This is a genomic window from Pseudonocardia acidicola, assembly GCF_012911935.1.
In the GTDB taxonomy this organism is placed as follows: domain Bacteria; phylum Actinomycetota; class Actinomycetes; order Mycobacteriales; family Pseudonocardiaceae; genus Pseudonocardia; species Pseudonocardia acidicola.
Map to the genome: position 1 here is coordinate 1 of NZ_JAAXLA010000057.1, position 23279 is coordinate 23279.

20 protein-coding genes are annotated in these 23279 nt (G+C 72.7%); 10 read left to right on the forward strand and 10 right to left on the reverse strand.

The genetic code is table 11. The features are described 5' to 3' along the window. From HF526_RS24570 to thpR, 3 genes are all read right to left on the reverse strand, one after another. On the reverse strand, positions 1-2371 hold a 2371-nt coding region (locus tag HF526_RS24570), incomplete at its 3' end, for an NAD-glutamate dehydrogenase domain-containing protein (protein WP_211177750.1). A gap of 63 nt (positions 2372-2434) precedes the next feature. Then, positions 2435-2650: a dodecin family protein gene (locus HF526_RS24575; RefSeq protein WP_169383935.1), complete on the reverse strand. Its 216-nt coding sequence runs from the start codon at positions 2648-2650 to the stop codon at positions 2435-2437. Positions 2651-3027: 377 nt separating this feature from the next. Further along, positions 3028-3588 (reverse strand): RNA 2',3'-cyclic phosphodiesterase, encoded by a 561-nt coding sequence (gene thpR / locus HF526_RS24580; protein ID WP_169383936.1) that lies wholly within the window; start codon positions 3586-3588, stop codon positions 3028-3030. A gap of 109 nt (positions 3589-3697) precedes the next feature. Between thpR and HF526_RS37080 the strand changes: the two genes are divergently transcribed. The 3 genes from HF526_RS37080 to HF526_RS24595 are packed head-to-tail and all read left to right on the forward strand — an operon-like array spanning position 3698 to position 8741. Continuing rightward, positions 3698-5371: an ATP-binding cassette domain-containing protein gene (locus HF526_RS37080; RefSeq protein ID WP_169383937.1), complete on the forward strand. Its 1674-nt coding sequence runs from the start codon at positions 3698-3700 to the stop codon at positions 5369-5371. 39 nt (positions 5372-5410) lie between these two features. Continuing rightward, on the forward strand, positions 5411-6943 hold the full coding sequence (locus HF526_RS24590) for an ABC transporter substrate-binding protein (protein WP_239029106.1): 1533 nt from the start codon (positions 5411-5413) through the stop codon (positions 6941-6943). Positions 6944-6953: 10 nt separating this feature from the next. Then, complete coding sequence (locus HF526_RS24595; protein ID WP_169383938.1) at positions 6954-8741, forward strand: ABC transporter permease subunit; 1788 nt, start codon at positions 6954-6956, stop codon at positions 8739-8741. Between the two features lie 4 nt (positions 8742-8745). On the opposite strand, the gene HF526_RS24600 is transcribed toward HF526_RS24595, so the two are convergent. The 5 genes from HF526_RS24600 to ligD all read right to left on the reverse strand — a co-directional run bounded on the left by HF526_RS24600 (position 8746) and on the right by ligD (position 14610). Then, a complete protein-coding gene (locus HF526_RS24600) occupies positions 8746-10017 on the reverse strand; it encodes an MDR family MFS transporter (protein WP_338051711.1) in 1272 nt (423 codons plus the stop codon). After that, on the reverse strand, positions 10014-10874 hold the full coding sequence (locus tag HF526_RS24605) for a nicotianamine synthase family protein (protein ID WP_169383939.1): 861 nt from the start codon (positions 10872-10874) through the stop codon (positions 10014-10016). The genes HF526_RS24600 and HF526_RS24605 overlap by 4 nt, the downstream gene beginning before the upstream one ends. Positions 10875-11172: 298 nt before the next feature. Beyond that, on the reverse strand, positions 11173-12783 hold the full coding sequence (locus HF526_RS24610) for a solute symporter family protein (RefSeq protein WP_169383940.1): 1611 nt from the start codon (positions 12781-12783) through the stop codon (positions 11173-11175). Position 12784: 1 nt separating this feature from the next. Next, a complete protein-coding gene (locus HF526_RS24615; RefSeq protein ID WP_239029107.1) occupies positions 12785-13201 on the reverse strand; it encodes a DUF485 domain-containing protein in 417 nt (138 codons plus the stop codon). Between the two features lie 419 nt (positions 13202-13620). Beyond that, positions 13621-14610, reverse strand: a complete 990-nt coding sequence (ligD, locus tag HF526_RS24620; RefSeq protein ID WP_239029108.1) for a non-homologous end-joining DNA ligase — start codon at positions 14608-14610, stop codon at positions 13621-13623. Positions 14611-14775: 165 nt separating this feature from the next. Here ligD and HF526_RS24625 point away from each other — a divergent pair, with 165 nt between their 5' ends. Beyond that, positions 14776-15285 carry a YceI family protein gene (locus HF526_RS24625; RefSeq protein WP_169383941.1) on the forward strand — a complete coding sequence of 170 codons (510 nt, stop codon included), beginning with the start codon at positions 14776-14778 and terminating at the stop codon, positions 15283-15285. A gap of 49 nt (positions 15286-15334) precedes the next feature. Here the strand turns inward: HF526_RS24625 and HF526_RS24630 are convergent, their stop codons facing one another. Further along, on the reverse strand, positions 15335-15955 hold the full coding sequence (locus tag HF526_RS24630) for an L-threonylcarbamoyladenylate synthase (protein ID WP_169383942.1): 621 nt from the start codon (positions 15953-15955) through the stop codon (positions 15335-15337). Between the two features lie 539 nt (positions 15956-16494). On the opposite strand from HF526_RS24630, the gene HF526_RS24635 reads away from it, so the two are divergent. The 5 genes from HF526_RS24635 to HF526_RS24655 all read left to right on the forward strand — a co-directional run bounded on the left by HF526_RS24635 (position 16495) and on the right by HF526_RS24655 (position 20936). Further along, a complete protein-coding gene (locus HF526_RS24635) occupies positions 16495-16776 on the forward strand; it encodes a hypothetical protein (RefSeq protein WP_169383943.1) in 282 nt (93 codons plus the stop codon). Continuing rightward, positions 16755-17036 carry a hypothetical protein gene (locus HF526_RS24640; protein WP_169383944.1) on the forward strand — a complete coding sequence of 94 codons (282 nt, stop codon included), beginning with the start codon at positions 16755-16757 and terminating at the stop codon, positions 17034-17036. Before HF526_RS24635 ends, HF526_RS24640 begins: the two co-directional genes overlap by 22 nt. After that, positions 17036-17659: an MSMEG_0572/Sll0783 family nitrogen starvation response protein gene (locus HF526_RS24645; RefSeq protein WP_239029109.1), complete on the forward strand. Its 624-nt coding sequence runs from the start codon at positions 17036-17038 to the stop codon at positions 17657-17659. Before HF526_RS24640 ends, HF526_RS24645 begins: the two co-directional genes overlap by 1 nt. A gap of 170 nt (positions 17660-17829) precedes the next feature. Beyond that, complete coding sequence (locus tag HF526_RS24650) at positions 17830-18573, forward strand: HAD family hydrolase (RefSeq protein WP_169383945.1); 744 nt, start codon at positions 17830-17832, stop codon at positions 18571-18573. After that, the gene (locus tag HF526_RS24655) at positions 18570-20936 is read left to right on the forward strand and encodes a glycosyl hydrolase family 65 domain-containing protein (RefSeq protein WP_169383946.1); all 2367 of its coding nucleotides are present in this window, start codon (positions 18570-18572) and stop codon (positions 20934-20936) included. The genes HF526_RS24650 and HF526_RS24655 overlap by 4 nt, the downstream gene beginning before the upstream one ends. Before the next feature lie 21 nt (positions 20937-20957). On the opposite strand, the gene HF526_RS24660 is transcribed toward HF526_RS24655, so the two are convergent. Then, positions 20958-21602 carry an MEDS domain-containing protein gene (locus tag HF526_RS24660; protein WP_169383947.1) on the reverse strand — a complete coding sequence of 215 codons (645 nt, stop codon included), beginning with the start codon at positions 21600-21602 and terminating at the stop codon, positions 20958-20960. 337 nt (positions 21603-21939) lie between these two features. Here HF526_RS24660 and HF526_RS24665 point away from each other — a divergent pair, with 337 nt between their 5' ends. Further along, positions 21940-23241, forward strand: coding sequence for an aspartate aminotransferase family protein (locus HF526_RS24665; RefSeq protein ID WP_169383948.1), 1302 nt, complete (start codon positions 21940-21942; stop codon positions 23239-23241). Positions 23242-23279: the final 38 nt, after the last annotated feature.

A 23279-nucleotide genomic window follows, 5' to 3' on the forward strand; every position in this document is an offset into this window, starting at 1 on the left:
ACCCACCCCGGGCCACCGGCCCGAACCGCAGATGCACCCCCTCCACCCGCGGCGAGTACACGAACACCTCACGCCACGGCCGCGGCAACGGCATCTCCGCCACCCCCACCGGATCAATCTTGAACACCACGAACGGGCGCTCCCGGAACCAGTTCGTCCGCACCGTCGCCGAAACCATCCCCAGAAACCCGCGCAGGATCCGATCCGCATCCAACCCGGCCACCTCATCGATCAACCCCGTCACCACCCCCAACGCATCGGCATGCGCACGCTCGCGCTCCTCGGCGGACAGCGCGGGGTCGAACCGGGCCCGGAACAGCTCGATCAGGCCGCGGGTCACCGCCGGGTGGGCGACGAGGGTCTCCGCGACGTACTCCGGCCCGAAGGGGCCGCCGAGCTGGCTCGCGTACCGGGCGTAGGCGCGCAGCAGCGCCGCCTCGCGCCACCCCAGCCCGGCGCGCAGCACCAGCGCGTTGAACCGATCGACCTCGGCGTCACCGCGCCAGGCCGCGCGGAAGGCCGCGCAGAACGCCCGCTCCACCTCCTGCGGACGCCGCCCGGCCAGCGCCCGCCGGGCCGCCTCGTCGAGCCGCAGCCCGAAGTCGTAGAGCCAGCAGCGGCTCCCGTCCGGCCGGACGATCGCGTAGGGCCGCTCGTCGAGCACGTCGACACCCAGGCTCTGCAGCACCGGCAGCACCGCGGACAGCGTGACGCCCGCGCCGACCAGGAACAACCGGAACCGCAGCTCGCCCGTCCCGGCGCCCGCGTCCCCGCCGGTCTCGACGGACAGCTCCATCTCCGGCCCCTCCAGGCCGCGGATGCGGCGCAGGTCGGCGACCGCCCGCACCGGATCGACGTCGTCCTTGTAACCCTCCGGCACCCCGGCCACGTAGTCGGCGATCTCGTCATCACCCGCGCCGGCCATGTCGAGCACCCAGTCGTCCCAGGTCAGGATCGCGGCGCCGAGCTGGCCCTGCAGCCGGGCCTCATCCGGTTCGGGTGCGAGGGGGTCGGCCTGGACGGTGAAGTGCACCAGCGCCAGGCGCGACTCGCCGACCCGGACGGTGTGGTCGATCCGCCAGCCGTTCAGCTCGCGCAGCAGCACCTTCTGCATGGCCAGCCGGGCCCGGGTGGAGTACCGGTCACGGGGCAGGTAGACCAGGCAGGAGAAGAATCGCCGGTAGGGCTCGCGGCGCAGGAACAGCCGCAGCCGCCGCGGCTCGGTGAGGGTCAGCACGCCGGTCGCGGTGTCGTGCAGGCTCTGCTCGTCGGCCCAGAACAGCTCTTCGCGGGGGTATTCGGCGATGATCTCGAGCATCTGCTGCCCGGCGTAGGACTCCAGCGGGAAGCCCGCCCGGTGGACGGCGGCGCGCACCCGGCGCTCGACCGCCGGGATGTCCAGCACGCTCTCGTGCAGCGCCGCCACGGTGAGCACGCCGAGGAACCGGTGCTCGCCGGTGACCCGGCCCCCGGTGTCGACGATCCGGACCCCGAGCTGGGAGGGATGGACGGGGCGGAACACACGGTTCGGTGTGCTCGCCCGGGTGAGCACCAGCGGTTGCCGGGCCGCACCGTCCGGGCCGGCGGCGGGCGCGAACGGTGCGCTGGTCAGATCGTCCCGGCGCAGCACGCCGAGGCCGGACGCGAGGACCCCGCGCAGCTGCGACTGCCCGCCGCCGGTCCGATCCAGCTCGTAGCGGCGGTAGCCGAGGAACGTGAAGTGCCCGGCGGCCAGCCATTCCAGCAGGTGCGCCGCGTCCTGGACCTCGGTGGCGGGCGACCGGGCGGCCAGCTGTGCGGCGAGGCCCTTCGCGGTGGCCGCCATCCGGTCGCGGTCCTCCACGACCTCGCGGACCTCGTCGAGCACCTGCCGCACCTCGCTCACGAGGTCCTCGGCCTCGTCGGCGGGGAACGGGTCCAGCTCGAGGCGCATCCAGACCTCGGCCAGCGCGCCCGGCGGCGGCGTACCCGGGGCGGCGGACGGCAGGACCTCGACGAGCTCCCCGGTCACCCTGCGGTGCAGCTCGACGACCGGATGGACGACCCGGCGGACCCGGGCCCCGATCCGCCCGAGTCCGGTCAGGACGGACTCCACGAGAAACGGCATGTCATCGGTGATGATGTCGACGACGGTGATCGCGCCCTCCGCAACCGGGCCGCGGAGGTCGATCAGCGGGCCGCCGGGGGCACGGCGCGCGGCCAGGGTCCGGTGGGCACGGGCCGCGTCGACGAGGGCGGCCGCGACCCCGGCCGCGTCGTCCGGGTCGACGACGTCGGCCGGGGCGTGCCGGGCGTAGAGCCGGTAGAGCTCGGCCAGTCCCGGGTCGGCCGCCTCCAGCGCGGCCCTCGTCTCGTCGCTGGTCCGACGCATCGCGCTTCCCGGATCCGGTGAGCCGCGGGGGCCGGCCCGCCGGGAGGCGGGCCGGGGCGGTCCTCAGTCCCCTGTCTCGTACTTGAAGGAGAGCGCCAGCCGGACCCGATATCCGGTGATACTGCCGTTCTCGATCGTGACGTCCTGCTTGACGACCTCCGCGATACGCAGATCGCGCACGGTCCGGGCTGCGGTATCCACGGCGTTGCGCGCCGCCGCTTCCCAGGACTCGGTGCTGGCCCCGATCACCTCGGTGACCCGGTACACGCTGTCGCTCATGGCGTCCTCCTGTGGTCGTCGGCGGTTACCGCACAGCACCCCCGCGCGACCGGGCGGTCGGACCCGGCCGGATCACCAGGGGACGGCGACCGTAGCGCCGTTGCCCCGTTCCACACGGCCACCATTGAGACCCCTTCGTGGGCCACCGAACGGCTCCGGGCCGGGCCCCGTCACCCGATCAGCGGCAGGCGGTTGTCACCGTGCGGCATCCACCCCGACGCTGCCTCGACCCGGTCGAGGTCGCCCGACAGGCCCGCCGGGCGACGCCCGACGGTGCGCCGTGCCAGGAGGTCGTCGAGGATCGCTGCCGCCAGGGCGTGCGGCCGCCGATGCTCGACCGCGTACCCGCCGCCCGGCGGTGAGCTGCGGCCATCCGCTCATGTCTCCCGGCGGCCGAGCCGCCAGGAGGCGATCGGCTCGTGCCGCGCGGTGCCACCGGGTCCGGCCCCCAGCCGGCTGCGCACCAGATGCAGTTCCTCGGCCGTCCATGACCGGCCGGCGAACTCGTCCAGCTCCGTGACGGCCGGGCGCAGGTCGGTGGCCGTCGCGCCGCTGCGGGCCAGGGTGAGATGCGGGCGGTACGGGCGGGCCTGGACCGGCAGCCGGGCGTGGCGGGCCGCCGCCTGCACCGAGGCCGCCATCCGCCGCAGCCCGTCGATCTCCCCCCGCACCCGCGTCCACAGCACCCGGTCGCCGAACCGGCCCCCGCCCCCCAGCGACAGCTCGAGCGGCTGGTGCCGAGCGGCCGCCCGGGCCAGCCGCTCGGTCAGGTCCTCGCGCGGCCGGTCGTCGACCTCGCCGAGGAAGACGAGCGTCAGGTGCCACTGTTCCGGCGGGGTCCAGCGCAGTTCCGGCCGGTCGGCCCGCAGCGGCTCCGTCGCCGTCCACAGCTCCTCGAGCACCGCCGTCGGCGGGGTCAGCGCGACGAACAAGCGCACGACCGAGATGGTCGCACGGGTGGCGGGCGGGATGTCGGCGTTGCACCGCCCGAGGTGACGATCACGCCGCTCTATCAGATGAAAATGATTCCCGTTAGTATCTGTCGCCGTGGAGTCTGAGTGGTCGGTCCCGCCCGACGGGGGGGCGTCGGTGTCGGCGCTCACCGTGCGTGACCTCGTGGTCGAGATCGGCGGCCGGCGCGTCCTCGACGGTGTCGGCCTGGACGTCGCCGCCGAGGAACGGGTGGCACTGCTCGGGGCGTCGGGTTCGGGCAAGACCCTCACCGCGATGGCGGTGCTGGGCCGGCTGCCCGCCGCGGCGTCGGCGCGCGGCAGCGTGCGGGTGCACGGGGCGGAGGTGCTCGGCGTACCGGCCGCCCGGCGCGGTCGCTCGCCGGGTGTGGCCGCGGTCTTCCAGGACTCGCTGTCCGCTCTCAATCCGCTGGTCCGCACCGGGGTCCAGTTGTGTGCGCCGCTGCGACGCCACCGCGGGCTCCGCCCCGGGGACGCCCGCAGCGCCGCGGCCGAACTGCTGGCCTCGGTCGGGTTCGACCGGCCGCACCGGATCCTGCGCAGCTACCCGGGCGAGCTGAGCGGTGGTCAGCGGCAGCGGGTGTGCATCGCCCTCGCGGTCGCCTGCGATCAGGATCTCGTCCTGGCCGACGAACCCACGACCGCGCTCGACATGGTCAGCCAGAGCCAGGTGCTGCAGGTGCTACGCGCGCAGACCGCCGCCCGCTCGGCCGCCCTGCTGCTCGTCACCCACGACATCGCGGTCGCCGCCGCGCTGTGCGAGCGGGCCGTCGTGCTGGACCGCGGGCGCGTCGTCGAGTCCGCCCCGATCACCGAGCTGATGGGTTCACCGCGACACGACTACACCCGTCTGCTCGTCGACGCGGCCCGCGCGACGAGCCTCGCCTCGGCCCGGATCGTCACGGCGACGCGCGAGCGGGCTGCCGCGCCGCACACCCCGGTCCCGATGCTGCGCGCCACCGGACTGCACCACGCCTACCGGCTGCGCAGGTCACGTCCGCCGGCCCCCGCGGAGCCGGTGCGCGCGCTGCGCGGTGTCGACCTCGACGTCGCGGCAGGCGAACGGATCGGCCTGGTGGGGGCCTCGGGGTCGGGGAAGTCGACGCTGCTGCGGATCCTGCTCGCTCTCACCGCACCCGACGCCGGGCGGGTCTGGTTCCGCGACCGGGAGATCCGCCCCGCCGGTACGGGCGCGCTGCGCTGGTACCGGCGCGCGGCGCAGTACATCGCCCAGGACCCGGCGAGTTCGCTGGACCCCCGGATGAGCGTCGCGGACCTGGTCGCCGAGCCGTTGGCCCGGCTGCGGGTGCCCGGCGACCACCGGGCCGCGGTCGCCCGTGCCCTCGAGCAGGTCGGGCTGCCCGCCGGGTACGCCGCCCGGCGACCCGACGAGCTGTCGGGCGGCCAGGCCCAGCGGGTCGCGATCGCCCGCGCCATCGCGACCCGCCCCGCCCTGCTGATCGCCGACGAGCCGGTGAGCGGCCTCGACCTGCCGCTGCGCGAGCAGGTCGTCGAGGTGCTCGACCGGATGTGCACGGCGACCGGGATGGGACTGCTGCTGGTCTCCCACGACCTCTCGGTCGTCGCCGCGCTGTGTGAGCGCACCGCCGTGATGTCGGCCGGCCAGATCGTGGAGGACCGGCCGACCGGCGCCCTGCTGCGCGCCCCCGAACATCCGCGGACCCGCGAACTGCTCGCCGCGATCCCGGAGCTGCCGACCTTCGAAGCGCCGGTCCCCCGAGCCGGCTGACACCCCATCGACCCCACCCGTCCGATCCTCAGGAGATCCATGTCGATCATGCCCGCCCGGCGTGGTGGCGGCCTCTGCGCCGCGCTCACCGCCTCCGCCCTCGCCCTGGCCGGCTGCTTCGCCGCGCCCCCGGCCCCGAGCGAAGACAGCGGTGAGCGCATCGGCCTCGCCATGCTGCTGCCCCCGCGCTCCGGCCTGACCCCGTTCAGCGACGACGCGTTCAAGCTCTCCCGCTGGAACACCGCCGAGACCCTCGTGGTGCTCGACGCGGACGGCGACGCGCAACCGGGCCTCGCGACCCGCTGGGAGCGGGTCGACGGCCGGACCTGGCGCTTCGACATCCGCGACGGCGTCCGCTTCCACGACGGCACCGGGCTGACGGCCGAGCACGTCGCCGCCGCGCTCACCGCCGCCACGAAGGCCTCGCCGAAGCCGCGCATCCTCGACGGGGTCGAGCTGACCGCGCGGGCCGACGGGAACGCGGTGCTGGTCGGTACCGCCGATGTCGATCCGCTCGTGCCGCAACGGCTCTCCAGCCCGCAGCTGTCGATCCTCGCCCCCGCGGCCTACGGCGCCGACGGGGTGGTGAACCCGGTGCGCGCGGGCACCGGCCCCTTCGTGCTCACCGCGGTCGACGGCTCGTCCGGCGCCACGCTCGACCGGTTCGACGGCTACTGGGGCGAGCCGGCCGCCGCGAGCGGCATCGACGTCGACTTCGTGCCCGACGGCACGGCGCGGGCGGCCGCGCTGCGCACCGGCACCGCCGACGTCGTCGAGGCGATCCCGGTGAGCCAGGTCGAACTGCTCGACGAGGCGCTCGTGCACGAGGTCCCGATGCCCCGGACCAACACGCTGTATCTCAACACCGAGCACGGCCCGTTCGCCGATCCGGCGGTGCGCGCCGCAGCCCGCGAGGCGATCGACCGCGCGACCCTGGTGGCCCGGGTCTACGAGGGCCGCGCCGACGAGGCGCGGGGACTGCTGGGCCCGGCGCTGCCGTGGGCGGCCCCGGGCCGCTCGGAGGGCGCCTACGCCACGGCGCTGGCCCGCCGGGCGCAGCCGGCCCCGGTCGCCGGCGTGCCGATCACGCTCGGCACCTTCACCGACCGGGCCGAGCTGCCCGAGGTCGCGGTGCTGCTCGAACAGCAACTGGAGGCCGCCGGGTTCGTCGTGACGCAGGACGTCCGGGAGTACTCCTTCATCGAGTCCGACGCCCTGGCCGGGGCGTTCGACGCGTTCATCCTGTCCCGCGCCACCGTGCTCGACTCCGGTGACCCGGTCGCCTACATGTTCAGCGACTTCGCCTGCGCGGGGTCGTTCAACATCGCCCAGCTGTGCGATCCGGCCGTCGACGCCGCGCTGCGGGAGGCGGCGGCGATCGAGGCCGGACCGCAGCGCCGGGCGGCGATCATGCGGGCGGAGGCCGCCGTGCTCGCCACCGACGCCGCCGTCCCGATGCTGCACGAGCGGGTCATCCAGGGTGAGGCGGCGGGCGTCGCGGGGGTCGCGCGCGACCCCCGCGAGCGGGAGCTGATCACCTCGGCGTCCACCGTGTCCGGAGACCAGCGGTGAGCGCTCGTCGATGACCCGGGAAACGCTGATCACCGGGGCGAGCCGGGTCCTGACGGTCGGCGCGGTGGTGGCCCTGATCGGGATCCTGCCCTGGCTGTCCGGCCGGTCACCGGAGCTGACGATCCTGCGCGCACGCTCGGCGGAGCAGGAGGCCACCCCCGAGGCGCTGGCGTCGATCCGGGGCCAGCTCGGCCTCGACGCCGGCCCGCTGACGCTGTTCGGGCGGTGGCTGGGCGGCCTGCTGACCGGGGACCCGGGCACCTCCTGGATCTCCGGGCGGCCGGTGCTGCCCGGCGTGCTTTCCGCCCTCGGGGTCTCGCTGACCCTGATGGTGTTCGCGGTGGCCGTCGCCGCCGTGCTGGCGGTGCTGCTCGCGCTGCCCGCGGTGGCGCGCGGGCTGCGGGGCACGGCGGGCCCGGCGTCCGGGGCGTGGGGCGCAGCGTTCACCGCGCTCCCGGAGTTCCTGCTGGCCGCGCTGCTGCTGGTGACCGGCGCGGTCTGGCTGGGGCTGTTCCCCCCCTACGGCTGGCAGGGACCGCAGCACGCGGTGCTGCCGGCGCTCGCCCTGGGCCTGCCTGCGGGCGGCCTCATCGGCCGGCTGCTCGCCGACGCCCTCTCCGCCACCTTCACCGAGCGGTGGCTGGCCACCTGGCAGGTCGCCGGGTTCTCCCGGACCCGGATCGCCGCCGCGGTCGCCCGCCGGACGCTGCCCGCGTTGGTACCCCAGATCGGCCTCGTGCTCGTCGGGCTGACCGGCGGGGCGGTCGCGGTGGAGCAGGTCTTCGCGATCCCCGGCCTCGGCCGGGCCACCCTGAGCGCGGCCGCGGCGCAGGACCTGCCGGCCCTGCAGCTGGGCGTCCTCGCCCTGCTCGGGGTCGCCGTGGCGGCCGGGGCCGGCGCCGGGCTGATCCGGCGCGTCCTGCTGGGACGCGCGCTGCGGTCCGGCGACCTCCCGGTGCCGTCGCCGGCGGCCGCCGGCGGCCGCCGGCAATGGGTGGTTCCGGCCGGGTCCGCGGCGGTGCTGGCGCTGGTGGTCACGGCCGGCCTGCTGCGGGATCCCTTCACCTCGGCGCACGACAGGCTGGCTCCGCCGAGCTGGGCGCTGCCGTTCGGGGCCGACGCGAGCGGCCGGGACCTGCTGGCCCGGGTCGGGCACGGCGCCCTGCTCACCGCCGGGACGGCGCTGGCCGTGGTGCTGGTCAGCCTGGCCGTCGGGGTCCTGATCGGCCTGTTCCCGCGGCTGTCCACCGGACCCGCCGAGGTCACCAACGCCGCCCCGCCGGTGATCGCGGGTCTCGTCGTCGCCGCGGTCGCCGGGCCGTCCGTCGCCGGCGCGGCGATCGCCGTCACGATCGTGAGCTGGGCCCCGCTGGCCGCCCACACCGCCGCGCTGGCAGTGGAGGCGCGGGCGCAGCCGTACGTGCGGATCCTGCCCGTCCTCGGGGTGGGTCCGGCCCGGCTGCTCGTCCGCCACGTGCTGCCGGCCGTGCTCGGCCCGGTCTTCCGGCACGCGATGCTGCGGCTGCCCGGTGTCGCCCTCGCGCTGGCCGCGCTGGGCTTCCTCGGGCTGGGCCCGCAGCCGCCCAGCCCGGAATGGGGACTGTTGCTCGCCGAGGGCCTGGCCTACGTCGAGCGAGCGCCCTGGGCCGTCCTCGTGCCGACCGGGGTGCTCGTGCTCACCTCGGTCCTCGCGGTCTCGCTCTCCTCCGTGTCGGGCCCGGCCGGCGGGCGGCGCCGCGGTGCCCCCCCCCGCGACGCCGACCCGCCGTCCGCGCCGGAGGCCGAAGCGGCCCGATGATCCGCTACGGCGCGTCGCGGTGCGCAGCGCCACCGGCCAGCGCACCGCGACGCGCCATCCGGCCCAGTACCGCGGCGCCGGCCAGCGGCACCGCGGCCAGCGCGAGCCACGGCAGCGGGGGCCACGCGGAGGACGCGTCCAGCAGGGCACCGGTGCCGGCGCTGCCCACCAGCACCGCCAGCCCGCCCGCCGAGGAGAGCACACCGAAGTAGCTGCCCAACCGCCGCTCCCCCGCCAGCCGGGGCACCAGGTCCTGCGCCAGCGGCACCACCAGCATCTGCCCGGCCGTGAGCAGCACCACCAGGGCGATCGCGGGCAGCAGCGTCCCGGGCAGCGGCCGGAGTACCGCGACGGACAGGAAGGCCGCGGACATCGTCGCGAACCCGATGACGAGGCCGCGCCCGTGCCCCAGCGCGCCCCGGGCCCAGGAGGCCACCGGGAGCTGCCCCAGCACGATCATCAGGGAGGCCAGGGCGAACAACGGGCCCAGGGCGGCCTCGTCCCCGGCGGCGCGGCGCAGCTCGAAGGGCAGCGCCAGGTAGAGCTGGTTGTAGCAGAGCAGGTAGCCGGAGTAGCCGGCGGCGAACAGCAGAAAGGTGCGGTTGCCCAGCACCTCACGCCAGCCGGCCAGCACCGGCTCGGCCGCGTGTGCGGCCGGCCGGGCGGGCAGCGCCTGGGCGTGCGCGATCCCGATGACCACGAACAACGCCGCGGCGACGAGGCACACCAGCTGGAAGTCGACCCCGAGCAGCGCCGCGCCGAGCAGCGGGCCGGTGACGGCCCCGACCTCGCCCGCGACGGCGAACAGGGCGAAGACGTCGGAGCGGCGCACCCGGCCGTCGCGTTCCAGCTCGCCCGCCTCGCCCGCCAGCGCGGATTCCACGGCCGGTGAGAACAGCGCCGCCGCGAACCCGGTCAGCACCGCCCCGCCGAGCACACCGGGCAGCGTGGTCGCGAGCCCGAGCAGCACGAATCCCGCGACCCGCAGCGCGCAGCCGGCCAGGATCACCGGCTTGGCCCCGAACCGGTCGGTCAGGACCCCGCCGACGACGAAGAGTCCCTGCTGGCTGAAGGTGCGCAGGCCGAGGACGAGACCGACGACGGCACCGCCCAGCGCGAGGTCGGCCGTCAGGTGCCCGGCCAGGTAGGGCAGCACCAGGTAGAAGCCGATGTTGAAGGCGAGCTGGGTGGCCACGAGCAGGCGCACCACCCCGGGGAGGTCCGGCAGCTGACGCAGCGTCGCCCAATGCCGGAACACGCCCTGCGAGCCCGTCACCCGGCGTGCTCCGGAACACAGGCGACCGCACGTGCCACCAGCACCGAGTTGACCACGTCGGTGCGGGGGTGCACCTCCAGGGCGACCTCGAGCCCCGGCAGGTCGTCCGGGCCGACCCGGGGGTAGAGCAGGGTGCGCAGCCCGGCGGCCGAGCGCGCCAGCACCGGGGTGCCCGGGGACAGCGCAGTGCCCAGCCATCGGCTGATCCCGGCCTTGGCGGTGGCGTCGGCGCCGACGAGCGCGGCGAGCACCACGGCGCCTGCGTCCCGGCACGCCGCCTCGACGACCTCCCGACCGGCCGGGTCCTCCAGGTCGGCGTGCACGCTGTCGACCCGGTCGCTCAGGCCGAGCGCGTGCATCAGCGCCGCGCTCAGGCGCAGGCTCTCCGCATCCCGGTCCACGTGCACGACGTGCGCGCCGTGCTCAGCGGCGAGCACCATGCCGGTGAGCGGCAACGGCCCGGCACCGAGCAGGACCACCCGCGAGGGCACCGGCTCCCCCACCGCCGCGAGGGCTGCGAGCTCGAGCCGCACGAGGTCCTGGTAGTTGGCCAGGTAGGGGAAGGCGCGTAGCGCGGCGTGCGGGTCGCGGGCCGCCACGATCCGGGCTGCCCAGTGCCGTTCCAGTTCGCACTCACCGGCGGCGCACAGGGCGCGCAGCGACGAGGCGTGGTCCACGACCTGCCGCAGCACCTCGTGGTCCACCGGTGACGGCGTCCGGCAGCACAGCTCGACCAGCTCCGAGAAGGTCGCGTTGACCTGCTCGGATGGCCGGAGGTCGGTGGCTGCCAGTCGTTCCCGCAGCTCGCGCAGCCGTCGTGCGACGGCCAGGGCAGTGGTGGCGATCGTCGTGCTCACCCGATCACCATAATGGAAATAATTTTCATGTTTGCCACTCGCCCGCCCCGGCCCCGCGAGTCGCCCTCTTTCGGCGTGCGAGTCGCCGGATCCTCGTCGAGGACCGATGAGTTCGCTGCGTTCGGACGGTCTTACGGCCACGAGCACCGGAGGACCCCTGGGCGTGGCTCGACCGCATGCACGACGGCGTGGTCGAGCCGGCCGGGGAGGTGCGAGACCAGGTGTCGCCGGCCTGGAGGGGGCGCCGGCGCCACCTGGTCGAACTCCGGTGGCGCCGGCCCTCTCGGACGGCGGCAGCTCAGGGGGCGAGCCCGGACCCGATGCCGGTCATCGCCCGCACCTCCATCTCGGCCTGCTTGCCGGGATCCGCCGGCTGCTTGCTGAACACGGTGGCGACGTAGCCGCACAGGAACGACAACGGGATGGACACGATCCCGGGGTTGCTCAGCGGGAACCAGTGGATGTCGAACCCGCGGAAGATCGACGTCGACGTGCCGGAGACGGTCGGCGAGAAGATGATCAAGATGAGGCAGGAGACGAGGCCGCTGTAGATGCTCGCCAGGGCCCCGGCCGTGTTGAACCGCCGCCAGTACAGCGTGTAGACGATCGTGGACAGGTTCGCCGACGCCGCCAGCGCCAGGGCCAGCGAGACCAGGAACGCGACGTTCTGACCGCGCGCGAGCACTCCGCCGACGATGGCGAGCGCGCCGACCAGCAGCGCGGTGACCCGCGCAACCTGCACCTCCGAGCGGTGACCACGATGGATCGGCCGGATGATGTTGGCGTAGACGTCGTGGGCGAACGAGGTCGACGCGGTCAGCGTCAACCCGGCGACCACGGCCAGGATCGTGGCGAACGCGACCGCCGACACGATCCCCAGCAGCACCGTGCCCCCGATCTTGTAGGCGAGCAGCGGCGCTGCGGAGTTCACCCCACCCGGAGCACTCATGATCGCGTCCGGGCCGACGAGAGCGGTGGCGCCGAATCCGACGACGAGAATGGCGAGATAGAACACGAACATCGTCCAGGAGCACCACACCACCGAACGACGCGCTTCCCGGGCGTTCGGCACGGTGTAGAAGCGCATCAGGACGTGCGGGAGGCTGGAGATCCCCAGCACCAGCGCCAGCGCCAGCGAGACGAAGTCCAGTTCGCTGGTGGCGGAGTCGCCGTACCAGCCGCCGGGGTCCAGCAACGCCGCGCCCAGCGAACTGCGCTGCGCGGCGTCCGACAGCAGCTGGGAGAAGTCGAACCCGTATCGGCCCAGCACGAAGGTGGCGAGGAGGAGCACGCACAGCAGCAGCAGGGCCGCCTTGATGATCTGCACCCAGGTGGTGCCCTTCATGCCGCCCATCAGCACGTAGAGCACCATGACCACGCCGACGACGGCGATGATCATCGCCTCCCCGACGCCGCCCCGCACGCCCAGCAGCAGGGCGACCAGGCCACCGGCGCCGGCCATCTGGGCGAGCATGTAGAACAGCGAGATCACCAGGGTGGAGACCGCAGCGGCGGCGCGAACCGGGCGCTGGCGCATCCGGTAGCCCATCACGTCGCCCACGGTGAAGCGCCCGGTGTTGCGCAGCGCCTCGCCGATCAGCAGCAGCGCAACGAGCCAGGCAACCATCCAGCCCACCGAGTACAGGAATCCGTCGTAGCCGTGGATGGCGATCGCTCCGGAGATCCCCAGGAACGACGCCGCGGACAAGAAGTCCCCGGACAGCGCCACCCCGTTCTGGGCGCCCGTGAACGCACTTCCGGCGGTGTAGTAATCGCTCGTCGTCGGATTGCGACTGCTCATCCGGTACACGACCGCCAGCGTGAGCACGACGAAGACCGCGAAGACCGACACCGATAATGTGGTGTCACCGACCGGGGCGCTCGAGGCGGCGGCGAGGAACAGGCTCATCTCAGTTCCCCTCGGCCCGATGGCGGATCTCCCGGGCCTGCGGATCGATTCTCGTCCTGGCGAACCGCCCGTAGGCCCAGACGATGAGCAGCGTCGACACGAACTGCAACAAGCCCAGAATCATTCCGACGTTGATCACGCCGATCACGGGCCGACTCATCATGTCGTGCGCATACGCCGACAAGATCACGAAGACGAGGTACCAGACGAGAAAAAGGCCGGTCACGGGGAAGATGAACCGCCGCAGATCGGCGCGTAGCCGGACGAACTCAGGACTGTTCTGGATGGCTACGAAGTCCGGGCCTGCAGAGTCCTCATCGACTGTTCCGAACATGGTCCCCGCGGGATCCGGATCGCCGGCGCGCCGTCCGACCGGTGGCCTGTTCAGCGTGTACGAGTGTGCACCCACGCCCTGCATCAGCGAGCACCCGCTACCGGTTGCGAGGCCGACCACTCAGCCCGATCCAGGTCGGAAATCCTGAGGTAACGCGGCCGACACCCGCCGGCACCGACGAGAGATGTCATGACACCGACGATATAAGCAGCACTTCCAGAGGCGACACCGAGGTGGTTATTCACCTCCACGGCATCACAACATCGCGCATTGTTCAATCGCCACCGCCGGACACGTGGCGTGACCACTTTTTCGGGCAATCAGAACCAACATCGCGAGCCGATTCCACGATCGAGTGATGCCGTCGTGGCCGACTGCGGGCGCGATTCCGACAGGTCACCGATCAGCGGTCACGCGGCATCCGATTCGTACATGTGGGTGCGCCGCCGAGAGCGGCCCTGCTGCGTGAATAGTCCTTTTTTGTAGTGATCGAGCGAGACGCGTCAGGCCGGGCGATGCCGGACGTCGCCGGGGCTCTTGTCCCCGCGCAGCCCCCGCCAGGCCGCGTGCCGCAGGCGCCCGTCGGGGGTCCACGTGCGGTACTCGACCTCGCCCACCAGGCGTGGCGCCACCCAGCAGGCGCGGCGGGCGTGGTCGCGGGGAACCGGCTCGTCGAACGGGCTGTCCGCCTGCCGCAGCGGCCGGAGCTGTTCGAGCAGGTGGGTCAGCATCCGCTCGGTGAACCCGGTGCCGACCTGTCCCAGGTATCGCAGCCGCCGCTTGTCGTCATAGGCACCCAGCAACAGCGATCCCAGAGTCGCGGCGCGGCGGCCCTCGCCCGGGCTCCAGCCGCCGATCACGGCCTCCTGGGTGTTCAGCAGCGCGGTCTTGATCCACGCGCTGGAACGGCGGCCGGGTTCGTAGCGAGCCGACCGCCGCTTCGCGACGATCCCCTCGAGCCCGTGCGAGCGGGCGATGTCGAGCAGCCGGGATCCCGCGACGCCGGTGTGGCTCGCCGGGACCCGAACGGTCGGGGCCGCCCGCTCCAGGTCGAGCTGCTCGAGGAGATCGCGACGGCGGTCCCAGGATTCGGCCAGCAGCGAGAGGCCGTCGAGGTGGAGCAGGTCGAACACGTAGAACGCGACCGGCGTGCGCGCGAGGAGCTCGGCGCCGGGAGCACGCACATGCATCCGGTGCTGCAGCAACCCGAAGTCGGGCCGGCCCGCCTCGTCCAGCGCGACGATCTCCCCGTCGAGCAGTACGGCGCGGCCGTCGAGGACCGCCGGCAGCCGGACCAGCTCGGGGTAGCCGGTGGTGATGTCGTTGCCGTTGCGGCTGCGCGGCTGCACCGTCTCCCCCGCTGCGGCGACGACCGCCCGCACACCGTCCCATTTGAACTCGAACGCCCACCCCGGCCCGACGGGCGGGGTGCCGGCCCTGGCCAGCATCGGGAAGACCGCAGCCGGCAGCCGTGCGCGGTCCGGGCTGCTCATCAGGGGTACACAGTGCACTCGGCACGGCCCGGCCGCCCGCGGAACCGCCCTATCGAGCGACACGATGGGATCCTCGGACCCCGGATGGCCGGTTCTCCCCGGCGCGATCGCGCCCACGCCGGGCCCGACACGTGGAGACTGGGCGCCGAAGGGAGGACGTCGACGATGACTCGCTTCTCGATCGTTCCCGAGCACTCGGAGCTGGCCGTCGAGGGCCGCTCCAGCGTGCACCCCATCCACGGCGAGGCCGGCCGGCTCTCCGGCTGGATCGAGGCCGTCGTCGTCGACGGGGAGGTCGACGCGACCCAGCCGGCAGGCGCCTACCTCGAACTGCGGACCACGGATCTCAGGGCCGACAACAGGCTGATCAACCGCGAGCTGCAGAGACGGCTCGACCCGCGCCGCTATCCCTCGGTGCGCGCCGAGATCAACGACGTCGCGCAGCTCGCCCCCGGGCGCTACCGGGTCCGCGGCACGCTGAGCTTCCACGGCGTCACCCGGGAGATGACCGCCGAAGCCGCGGCCACGGTCGACGAGCACGGTCGCATCTCGGTGACGGGAGAGACCTCCCTCGACGTGCGGGACTTCGACCTCGACCCGCCGAAGATGCTGGGGCTGCGGGTCGAGCCGGAGGTCGCCGTACACCTGACGGCCCTCGCCGTCCCGCAGGGCTGAGGTCCCGCCCGGGCCTCCGGGCGCCGGGGCGTCGGCGCGGTGCTCACGGCTACTCGAACCGGGAGGTGTCGCCGGCGCCCCGGCGCACGATCTCCGGTTCGTTCTGCGAGAAGTCGATCACTGTCGTCGGCTCGGTGCCGCAGTCGCCGGAGTCGATCACCGCGTCCACCACGTGATCGAGCCGCTCCTTGATCTCCCAGCCCTGGGTGAGCGGCTCGTCCTGGTCGGGCAGCAGCAACGTGCTCGACAACAGCGGCTCGCCGAGCTCGGTGAGCAGCGCCTGCGCGACGGCGTGCTGGGGAATCCTGACGCCGACGGTCCTCTTCTTCGGATGTTGCAACCGGCGGGGCACGTCCCTGGTGGCCGGCAGGATGAACGTGTAACTGCCGGGGGTCGACGCCTTGATCGAGCGGAAGACGATGTTGCTGACCTGAACGAACTGGCCGAGCTGGGCGAAGTCCCGGCACACCAGCGTGAAGTGGTGCCGGTCATCGAGGTCGCGGATCTCCCTGATCCGGTCGAGCCCCTCCCTGTTCCCCAGCTGGCACCCGAGTGCGAAACAGGAATCGGTCGGGTAGGCGATCAGCCCGCCGTCGCGGACGAGTTCGACGACCTGACCGATCGCACGCCGTTGCGGATTGTCCGGATGCACATCGAAGTACCTCGCCATGCATGCAGCTTAGGATCACGCCCCCGACCAGCGCCGACTCACGCGCCGACGCTCGACGGTTCGCAGACGGTTCACCGCGGAGGGCCGTGAGGTGGCGCCATCGCAGGCGCGCACGAGGCCGGTTGCTCCACGGGCACTACGCCGATGTGGCTACCCGTCGGGGCCGTCCGGAGGATTGCGTGTCACGTCCCCGAAACATCGAGCCGATCCGCTAACAGCCACGGTTTCCGTGGGCAACACCCCGGACATCGATGATCCTTTATCGTCACCCATCGGTTCTGACCGATGCGAGCATTTCCCCAGGTGGGAGACGTCTGCAGAGATGACGGGAGCTGCCCACCAGCGGTGATGGACAGCCACCGTTCCCACATTGGTACGCACGATCCGAATGTCATCGATGCGCCGCCGGCACCATGCTTGCCGGCCCGGAACCGGCGGCGCGCACGACCGCGACGACCAACCTCATCAGGTTGGGTGACGCGGGCGTGGCTGTCAAACCGCCTCGCAGACGCGTGGCGGCTGACCCTGGAGGGACGGCAATGCCACCGATCACCATCGTGTTCGTCATCACCGGACTGGCCGTGCTCGTGAACGCCTGCGCGTTCCTGGGCATCGGCAGCGAGCCGAAGGGTGACGGCCCCAGCCCGCTGGTCACCGTCGGCTGGATCACCCTCGCCGCCGGCATCGTCGACCTCATCGAGGCCGTCTACATCCTCGCCGTCCGGCCCAGCCCACGCCCCTCGGCGACCCGGCGTCGGTTCCGCTCGCCGGTCTGGTCACGTTCTACGGGACGTTCTTCGTGGCCCTGGGCGTGTCCCTGATCAAGGGCCTCGACCTGCGCCCGGTGGCCAACCTGTCGGTCGCGGTGGCGATCATGCCGCTGTTCTGGTGGGAGTTCTTCGCCGGCGGCTGGATGTTCCGCTCGATCCTGGTCGTCTGGGTGTTCGCGTTTCTCGCCGTCGCCGCGACGGTCTACGGGAAGCTCGCCGGCAAGGTCCTCGGCGGCGTGCTGGCCGTCACGTCGCTCTACACGTTCCTCACCCCGGCCGCCCTGCTCGCGCTCGGCGTGACGATCCCCTGATGAGCCCTTCGCGAGCGCGTTCCCTGTTCGCCCGGATCTTCTCCCCCGACACCGAACGCCCCGCCCGGGCCGTCGTCACGCCGGTCCCCGTAGCGAAAGCGAGCACCGTCATGTCCGTTCTGACCGACCTGGAGAAGCAGTCCCTCACCGAGATTCCGCACCCCTCGCTGCCGGAGGGGTCCAGCCTCTACGGCGGGACGAAGGTCTTCCCCGACTACCAGGCCGAGAACGGCGAGACCTACTTCACCCTGGTGCACGGCATCGCGCACGAGTCGTCGGTGAGCTTCGTGGCGATCCTGCAGGCCACCCGCGCGCTGCGGAAGGGCTTCGAGTCCGCGATCTACTTCTACGGACCGGGCTCGCTGAACTGCCTGGCCACCCGCGGGTTCCCGACCACCGGGACTTCGGCGTTCCCCGGCGAGCACAACATCAACAACTCGCTGGCGACGTTCATCGCCGAGGGTGGCAAGGTCTACTGCTGCCGGTTCGGGCTGTCGCTGCACGGCGCCCGCGAGGAGGACCTCATCGAGGGCGTCATCCCCACCCACCCGATCGACGTGCAGGACGCGCTGATCCACTACGCCCGCAAGGGCGCGATCATCAACTCCACCTACATGTTCTGAGCACGGCACGCCGCGCAGGGGCGCCTCCCCCGTAGGCAGCAACCCCTCCGTCCGGCCGGACCGCACGAAGGCCCGGCCGCCGGCCCCCTCCCCCAGGGTCCGGCGGTCGGGCCGCGGTCACGTGTCGTGATCAGGCCGGCCGGGCCCCGGCAGGCGAGTAGCGTCGGAAGATGCTCGGCCTCCCGGACGGGACGCGCGCTCTGTTGTTCGACCTCGACGGCGTGCTGACCGACACCGCCAGTACTCACGCCGCGGCCTGGCAGCAGGCGTTCGACGAGTTCCTCGCCGCCCGCGCACGGTCCACCGGCGAGCCGTTCGTGCCGTTCGACCCGGCCTCCGACTACACCGCGTACGTCGACGGCAGGCGCAGGCTCGACGGCACCCGCTCGTTCCTCGCCTCCCGGGGCATCCACCTGCCCGAGGGCGAGCGGGACGACCCGCCGGACACCCCGACCGTGTGGGGCCTGTCCAACCGCAAGAACGCGCTCGTGCTGGACCGACTGCGCACCGACGGGGTGACCGTGTACCCGGGATCGGTGCGCTACCTGCGCGCTGCGCGAGAGGCCGGGCTGCCCGCTGCGCTGGTGTCCTCCAGTGCCAACGCCGCGCAGGTCCTCGACGCCGCCGGGCTCAGCGACCTGTTCGACGCGCGCGTCGACGGCACCGTCGCGGCCACGCGGGGGCTGGCGGGCAAGCCGGCTCCGGACATGTTCCTCGCCGCCGCCCGGGAACTCGGGGTCGAGCCGAGCCGGACCGCGGTGTTCGAGGACGCGCTGGCCGGGGTGGAAGCGGGCCGCGCGGGGGGCTTCGGGTCGGTGGTCGGCGTCGACCGGGTGAACCAGGCGGACGCGCTGCACAACCACGGCGCCGACGTCGTCGTGCGCGATCTCGCCGAACTGCTGGAGCAGCAGTGAGCGCTCCGTCGCGACGGCCGTTCACCGTCGAGCCGTGGACCGTCCGTGAGCCCGAACTGGACCTGGAACGGCTCGGGCAGACCGAGTCGGTGTTCGCGCTGTCCAACGGCCATCTCGGGCTGCGCGGCAATCTCGACGAGGGCGAGCCGAACGCGATCCCGGGGACGTACCTGAACTCCTACTACGAGCTGCGCCCGCTGCCCTACGCCGAGGGCGGCTACGGCTACCCGGAGTCGGGCCAGACGATGATCAACGTCACCAACGGCAAGCTGATCCGGCTGATGGTCGACGACGAGCCCTTCGACCTGCGCTACGGCGAGCTGCGCAGGCATGAGCGGGTGCTGGACCTCCGCAGCGGCACCCTGACCCGGGATGCGGAGTGGGTCTCCCCCGCGGGCAAGGCAGTCCGGGTCCGCTCGGAGCGGCTGGTATCACTCACTCAGCGGGCGGTGGCGGCGATCGACTACCGGGTGACGCCACTCGACGCACCGGTGCTGCTGGTCGTGCAGTCCGAACTGGTGGCCAACGAGCAGCAGCCGCGGTTCGTCGACGACCCGCGGGCCAGCGCCGTGCTGGCCGCGCCGCTGGCGCACGAGAGGCACCACGCCGACGCGACGGGCGCCACGCTGCTGCACCGCACGAAGCGCTCCCATCTCGTGATGGCCGCCTCGATGGACCACGAGGTGCACGGGCCGGCCGGGCTGTCCGTGCAGTGCACCGCGACCGAACACCTCGGCCGCACCTCGGTGATCTGCCGGCTGGAGCCGGGCCAAGAGCTGCGGCTGGTCAAGTACCTGGCCTACGGCTGGTCCTCGCAGCGTTCGCTGTCCGCGCTGGACGACCAGGTCCGCGCCGCGCTCTCCGCCGCCCACTACACGGGCTGGGACGGGCTGTCCGCCGAGCAGCGGACCTACCTGGACGAGTTCTGGTCCTGCGCGGACGTCGAGATCGACGGCGACGCCGAGCTGCAGCAGGCGGTGCGCTGCGCGCTGTTCCACGTGATGCAGGCCGCGGTGCGGGCCGAGCGGCGCCCGATCCCCGCCAAGGGGCTGACCGGACCCGGCTACGACGGCCACACCTTCTGGGACACCGAGACGTTCGTGCTGGCGGTACTGACCTACCTGGTCCCGGACGCCGCGGGTGACGCACTGCGCTGGCGTCAATCGATCCTGCCCCTCGCCGTCGAGCGGGCGGCCCAGCTCGGGCTGCACGGCGCAGCGTTCCCGTGGCGCACCATCAGCGGCCTGGAGTGCTCCGGCTACTGGCCGGCCGGTACCGCGGCATTCCACATCAACGCCGACATCGCCGACGCGGTGGTGCGGTACGTCGCGGCAGCCGCCGACACCGTCTTCGAGCGCGACGTCGCCCTGGAACTGCTGGTCGAGACCGCCCGGTTGTGGCGGTCGCTCGGCCACCACGACGCGGAAGGCGAGTTCCGCATCGACGGGGTGACCGGACCGGACGAGTACAGCGCGCTCGCCGACAACAACGTCTACACCAACCTCATGGCGCGGCAGAATCTGCGGGCCGCCGCCGAGGTGGCCGTCCGTCATCCCCGCACCGCCGCCGGGCTGGGAGTGGACTCGGAGGAGATGGCGAGCTGGCGCGATGCCGCCGCGGCGATGCGCATCCCCTACGACGAGAAGCTGTCGGTGCACCCGCAGGCCGAGGGCTTCACCGACCACGCGGTGTGGGACTTCGAGGACGAACCCCCGGGGCACTATCCGCTGATGCTGCACCACCCGTACTTCGACCTGTACCGCAAGCAGGTGGTCAAGCAGGCGGACCTGGTGCTGGCGATGCAGATGCGGCCCGAGGCATTCGGCGACCTGGAGCAGATGGACCGCAACTTCGCCTACTACGAGCGGATCACCGTGCGGGACTCCTCGCTGTCCGCCGCCACCCAGTCGGCGATGGCGGCGCGCACCGGCCACCTGGACCTGGCCTACGACTACCTGGGTGAGACCGCGCTGATCGATCTGGACGACTTCGCCGGCAATACCGACCACGGCATGCACATCGCGTCCCTGGCCGGGGCCTGGTCGGCGATCGTCGCCGGGTTCGGGGGCATGCGCGCCGGGCCGGACGACCGGCTCGCGTTCGCACCCCACCTGCCGACGGCACTGGCCCGGGTCTCGTTCGGGATGCACTGGCGGGGCCGGCACCTGCGGGTGGCGATCACCCCGGACGAGGCAGAGTACCGGCTGCTCCGCGGCGAGCAGGTCCGGCTCGCCCACCACGGCGAGGAGTTCGAGCTGTCCGGAGCCGAGCCGCAGCGGCGCCCGATCCCGCCGCTGCCGCCCCGGGAGCGGCCCGAGCAGCCACCGGGCCGGGCCCCCGTACCGCGCCGTCCCGGCGGGTGAGCGACACCGCAAGCCTGCTGCTCACTGCTCCGCCACGAGGATCCGCGCCAGATCCAGGTGGAAGGGATTGGCCGTCGCCTCGCCGTCGATCCACAGCGTGGAGTGGACCTTGGAAACCCGGAGCAGCAGATCGTCGGGGAACGTCCTCGTGTCGTACATGCATGCCGTGACCTGTGGGTATGCCCGGGACCACAGGGTGAACCCCGCCTCGTAGCGAACGACGTCGTCGGCGAAGCCCGGGGTGCGCAGGAAGGGGTGCGCCCAGGTCATGTCCGCTGCGATCCGGGTGGCGCCGTGCCGGTGCGGGGTGTAGGTGGTGGCTGCCCAGTCGGCCCAGAACCGGAGCATCCGACGCGAGGAGAACCCGCCGCCCTGGAGGTAGCTGCGGCTGGGCAGGGCGAACTCCGGCATGTCGTCGGCGAGTCCGTTCTCGTCCAGCCGGGCCTTCTCGTGCTCCCTCGCCATCCTGCCGGCCATTCCGAGCTGAGCAGCCGCTCCGATGAGGCACAGACACCTGTGCCCGGCCCGCAGTCCCTCGGCGAGGAACTCGATGATCGTCCGGTCCCGCTGGCTGTCGGACTCGTAGACCAGGCACACGTGGTCACGGGCCGCGAGCGCCACCCCACCGATGGTGCACACCGCCGAATCGGCTGCGTCGTCTGTCATCAGGCCCACGCGTTTGCGAATCGGCGGCCGACGTCAGGCCGCCCTCCGTTGCGGTCGCGCTGTCGTGCCCGGCCAGGCTAGGCCCCGGCCCGCCTTGCCGTCAGGAGGGGGAGGCACACGAGAGCCCCCGGGTAGGTCCCGGGGGCTCTCGTGCTCTTTCGGGGGGCAACGTCCGACATGGGACTCGCCGGCCGGAGGGCTTGCGTTACCGCGCCGCTGCACTGAATGTTGCGGTGCCCGGACGACCACGGCAGCACTCTCGCGGCCCGGCCGGGCGCCATCACCGGGGTCTGATTCGTGCGGATCGGCCCAGGCAGCGGCTCGTGGAGGAGTTCCCATGACGGAACCGGGGTTCTGGAGCGATGTCGAGCGACACCTCGTCCGCTACGGCGGCTCATTCGTCCCGGCCGTCATCGAGCGGGCGCAGGGTTCGTTCGTCTACGACAGCTCCGGCCGGGCCGTCCTCGACTTCACCTCGGGACAGATGAGCGCGATCCTCGGCCACGCCCACCCCGAGGTGGTCGAGACCGTGCAGTCGTCGGTGGCCACGTTGAGCCATCTGTTCAGCGGCATGCTGAGCCGTCCCGTGGTCGAGCTCAGCCGGGCGCTCGCGGAGACGATACCCGGCCCGCTGCAGAAGTCCCTGCTGCTGACGACCGGGGGCGAGGCCAACGAGGCCGCCATCAAGATGGCGAAGCTCTACACCGGTGGGTACGAGATCGTGAGCTTCAGCCAGTCGTGGCACGGGATGACATCGGGGGCGGCCGCCGCGACCTACAGTGCCGGGCGGCGCGGGTACGGCCCTCCGGTACCGGGCAACTTCGTCATCCCCGCACCCAATCCCTACCGCAGCCGGTTCGTCACCGGCGGGCGCTACGACTGGCAGGGCGAGCTCGATGACAGCTTTGACCTGGTCGACCGGCAGTCCACCGGCAACCTGGCGGCCTGCCTGGTCGAACCGATCCTGAGTTCAGGCGGGGTGCTCGACCTTCCGGTCGGCTACCTGGCCGCGCTCAAGCAGAAGTGCGCCGAACGGGGGATGCTGCTGATCCTCGACGAGGCGCAGACGGGTCTGGGCCGCACCGGTGACATGTTCGCGCATCAGCGGGACGGAGTCGCGCCGGACATCCTCACGCTGTCGAAGACCCTCGGCGCGGGACTTCCCCTTGCCGCGGTCGTGACGACCGCCGAGATCGAGCAGCGGTGCCACGACCGAGGGTTCCTGTTCTTCACCACCCACGTCTCCGATCCACTGCCGGCCGCGGTGGGACTCACCGTCCTGACGATCATCGAGCGGGACCAGCTGCACGTCCGGGCCGGGGCACGAGGCCGGCGGCTACGGACGGGCCTGCTGGAGCTCCAGGAACGGCACGAGTGCATCGGGGAGGTCCGTGGCCGCGGCCTGCTGCAGGGCATCGAGCTGGTCCTCGACCGCGAGAGCAAAGCCCCGGCCGACGAGCTGGGCCGCCTGGTCACGGCCGAATGCCTTGCGCTGGGCCTGCACGTGAACGTCGTCCAGCTACCCGGCATGGGCGGCGTGTTCCGCATCGCGCCACCGCTCACCGTCTCCGACGAGGAGCTCGATCTGGGGCTGGGGATCCTCGACCAGGCCCTGGGGAAGGCCGCCGCGGCCGGGTAGCCGGTGCCGAGTCACCGCTGCGGAATCGAGCAGCTCGG

Excerpts from the sequence above, each read along its gene's own strand:
- HF526_RS24575 (WP_169383935.1), bottom strand. The coding sequence starts at position 2,650 with ATGAGCGACAGCGTGTACCGGGTCACCGAGGTGATCGGGGCCAGCACC.
- HF526_RS24590 (WP_239029106.1), top strand. The coding sequence starts at position 5,411 with ATGTCGATCATGCCCGCCCGGCGTGGTGGCGGCCTCTGCGCCGCGCTC.
- HF526_RS24595 (WP_169383938.1), top strand. The coding sequence starts at position 6,954 with ATGACCCGGGAAACGCTGATCACCGGGGCGAGCCGGGTCCTGACGGTC.
- HF526_RS24610 (WP_169383940.1), bottom strand. The coding sequence starts at position 12,783 with ATGAGCCTGTTCCTCGCCGCCGCCTCGAGCGCCCCGGTCGGTGACACC.
- HF526_RS24615 (WP_239029107.1), bottom strand. The coding sequence starts at position 13,201 with ATGCAGGGCGTGGGTGCACACTCGTACACGCTGAACAGGCCACCGGTC.
- ligD (WP_239029108.1), bottom strand. The coding sequence starts at position 14,610 with ATGAGCAGCCCGGACCGCGCACGGCTGCCGGCTGCGGTCTTCCCGATG.
- HF526_RS24625 (WP_169383941.1), top strand. The coding sequence starts at position 14,776 with ATGACTCGCTTCTCGATCGTTCCCGAGCACTCGGAGCTGGCCGTCGAG.
- HF526_RS24630 (WP_169383942.1), bottom strand. The coding sequence starts at position 15,955 with ATGGCGAGGTACTTCGATGTGCATCCGGACAATCCGCAACGGCGTGCG.
- HF526_RS24635 (WP_169383943.1), top strand. The coding sequence starts at position 16,495 with ATGCCACCGATCACCATCGTGTTCGTCATCACCGGACTGGCCGTGCTC.
- HF526_RS24645 (WP_239029109.1), top strand. The coding sequence starts at position 17,036 with ATGAGCCCTTCGCGAGCGCGTTCCCTGTTCGCCCGGATCTTCTCCCCC.
- HF526_RS24650 (WP_169383945.1), top strand. The coding sequence starts at position 17,830 with ATGCTCGGCCTCCCGGACGGGACGCGCGCTCTGTTGTTCGACCTCGAC.
- HF526_RS24660 (WP_169383947.1), bottom strand. The coding sequence starts at position 21,602 with ATGACAGACGACGCAGCCGATTCGGCGGTGTGCACCATCGGTGGGGTG.
- HF526_RS24665 (WP_169383948.1), top strand. The coding sequence starts at position 21,940 with ATGACGGAACCGGGGTTCTGGAGCGATGTCGAGCGACACCTCGTCCGC.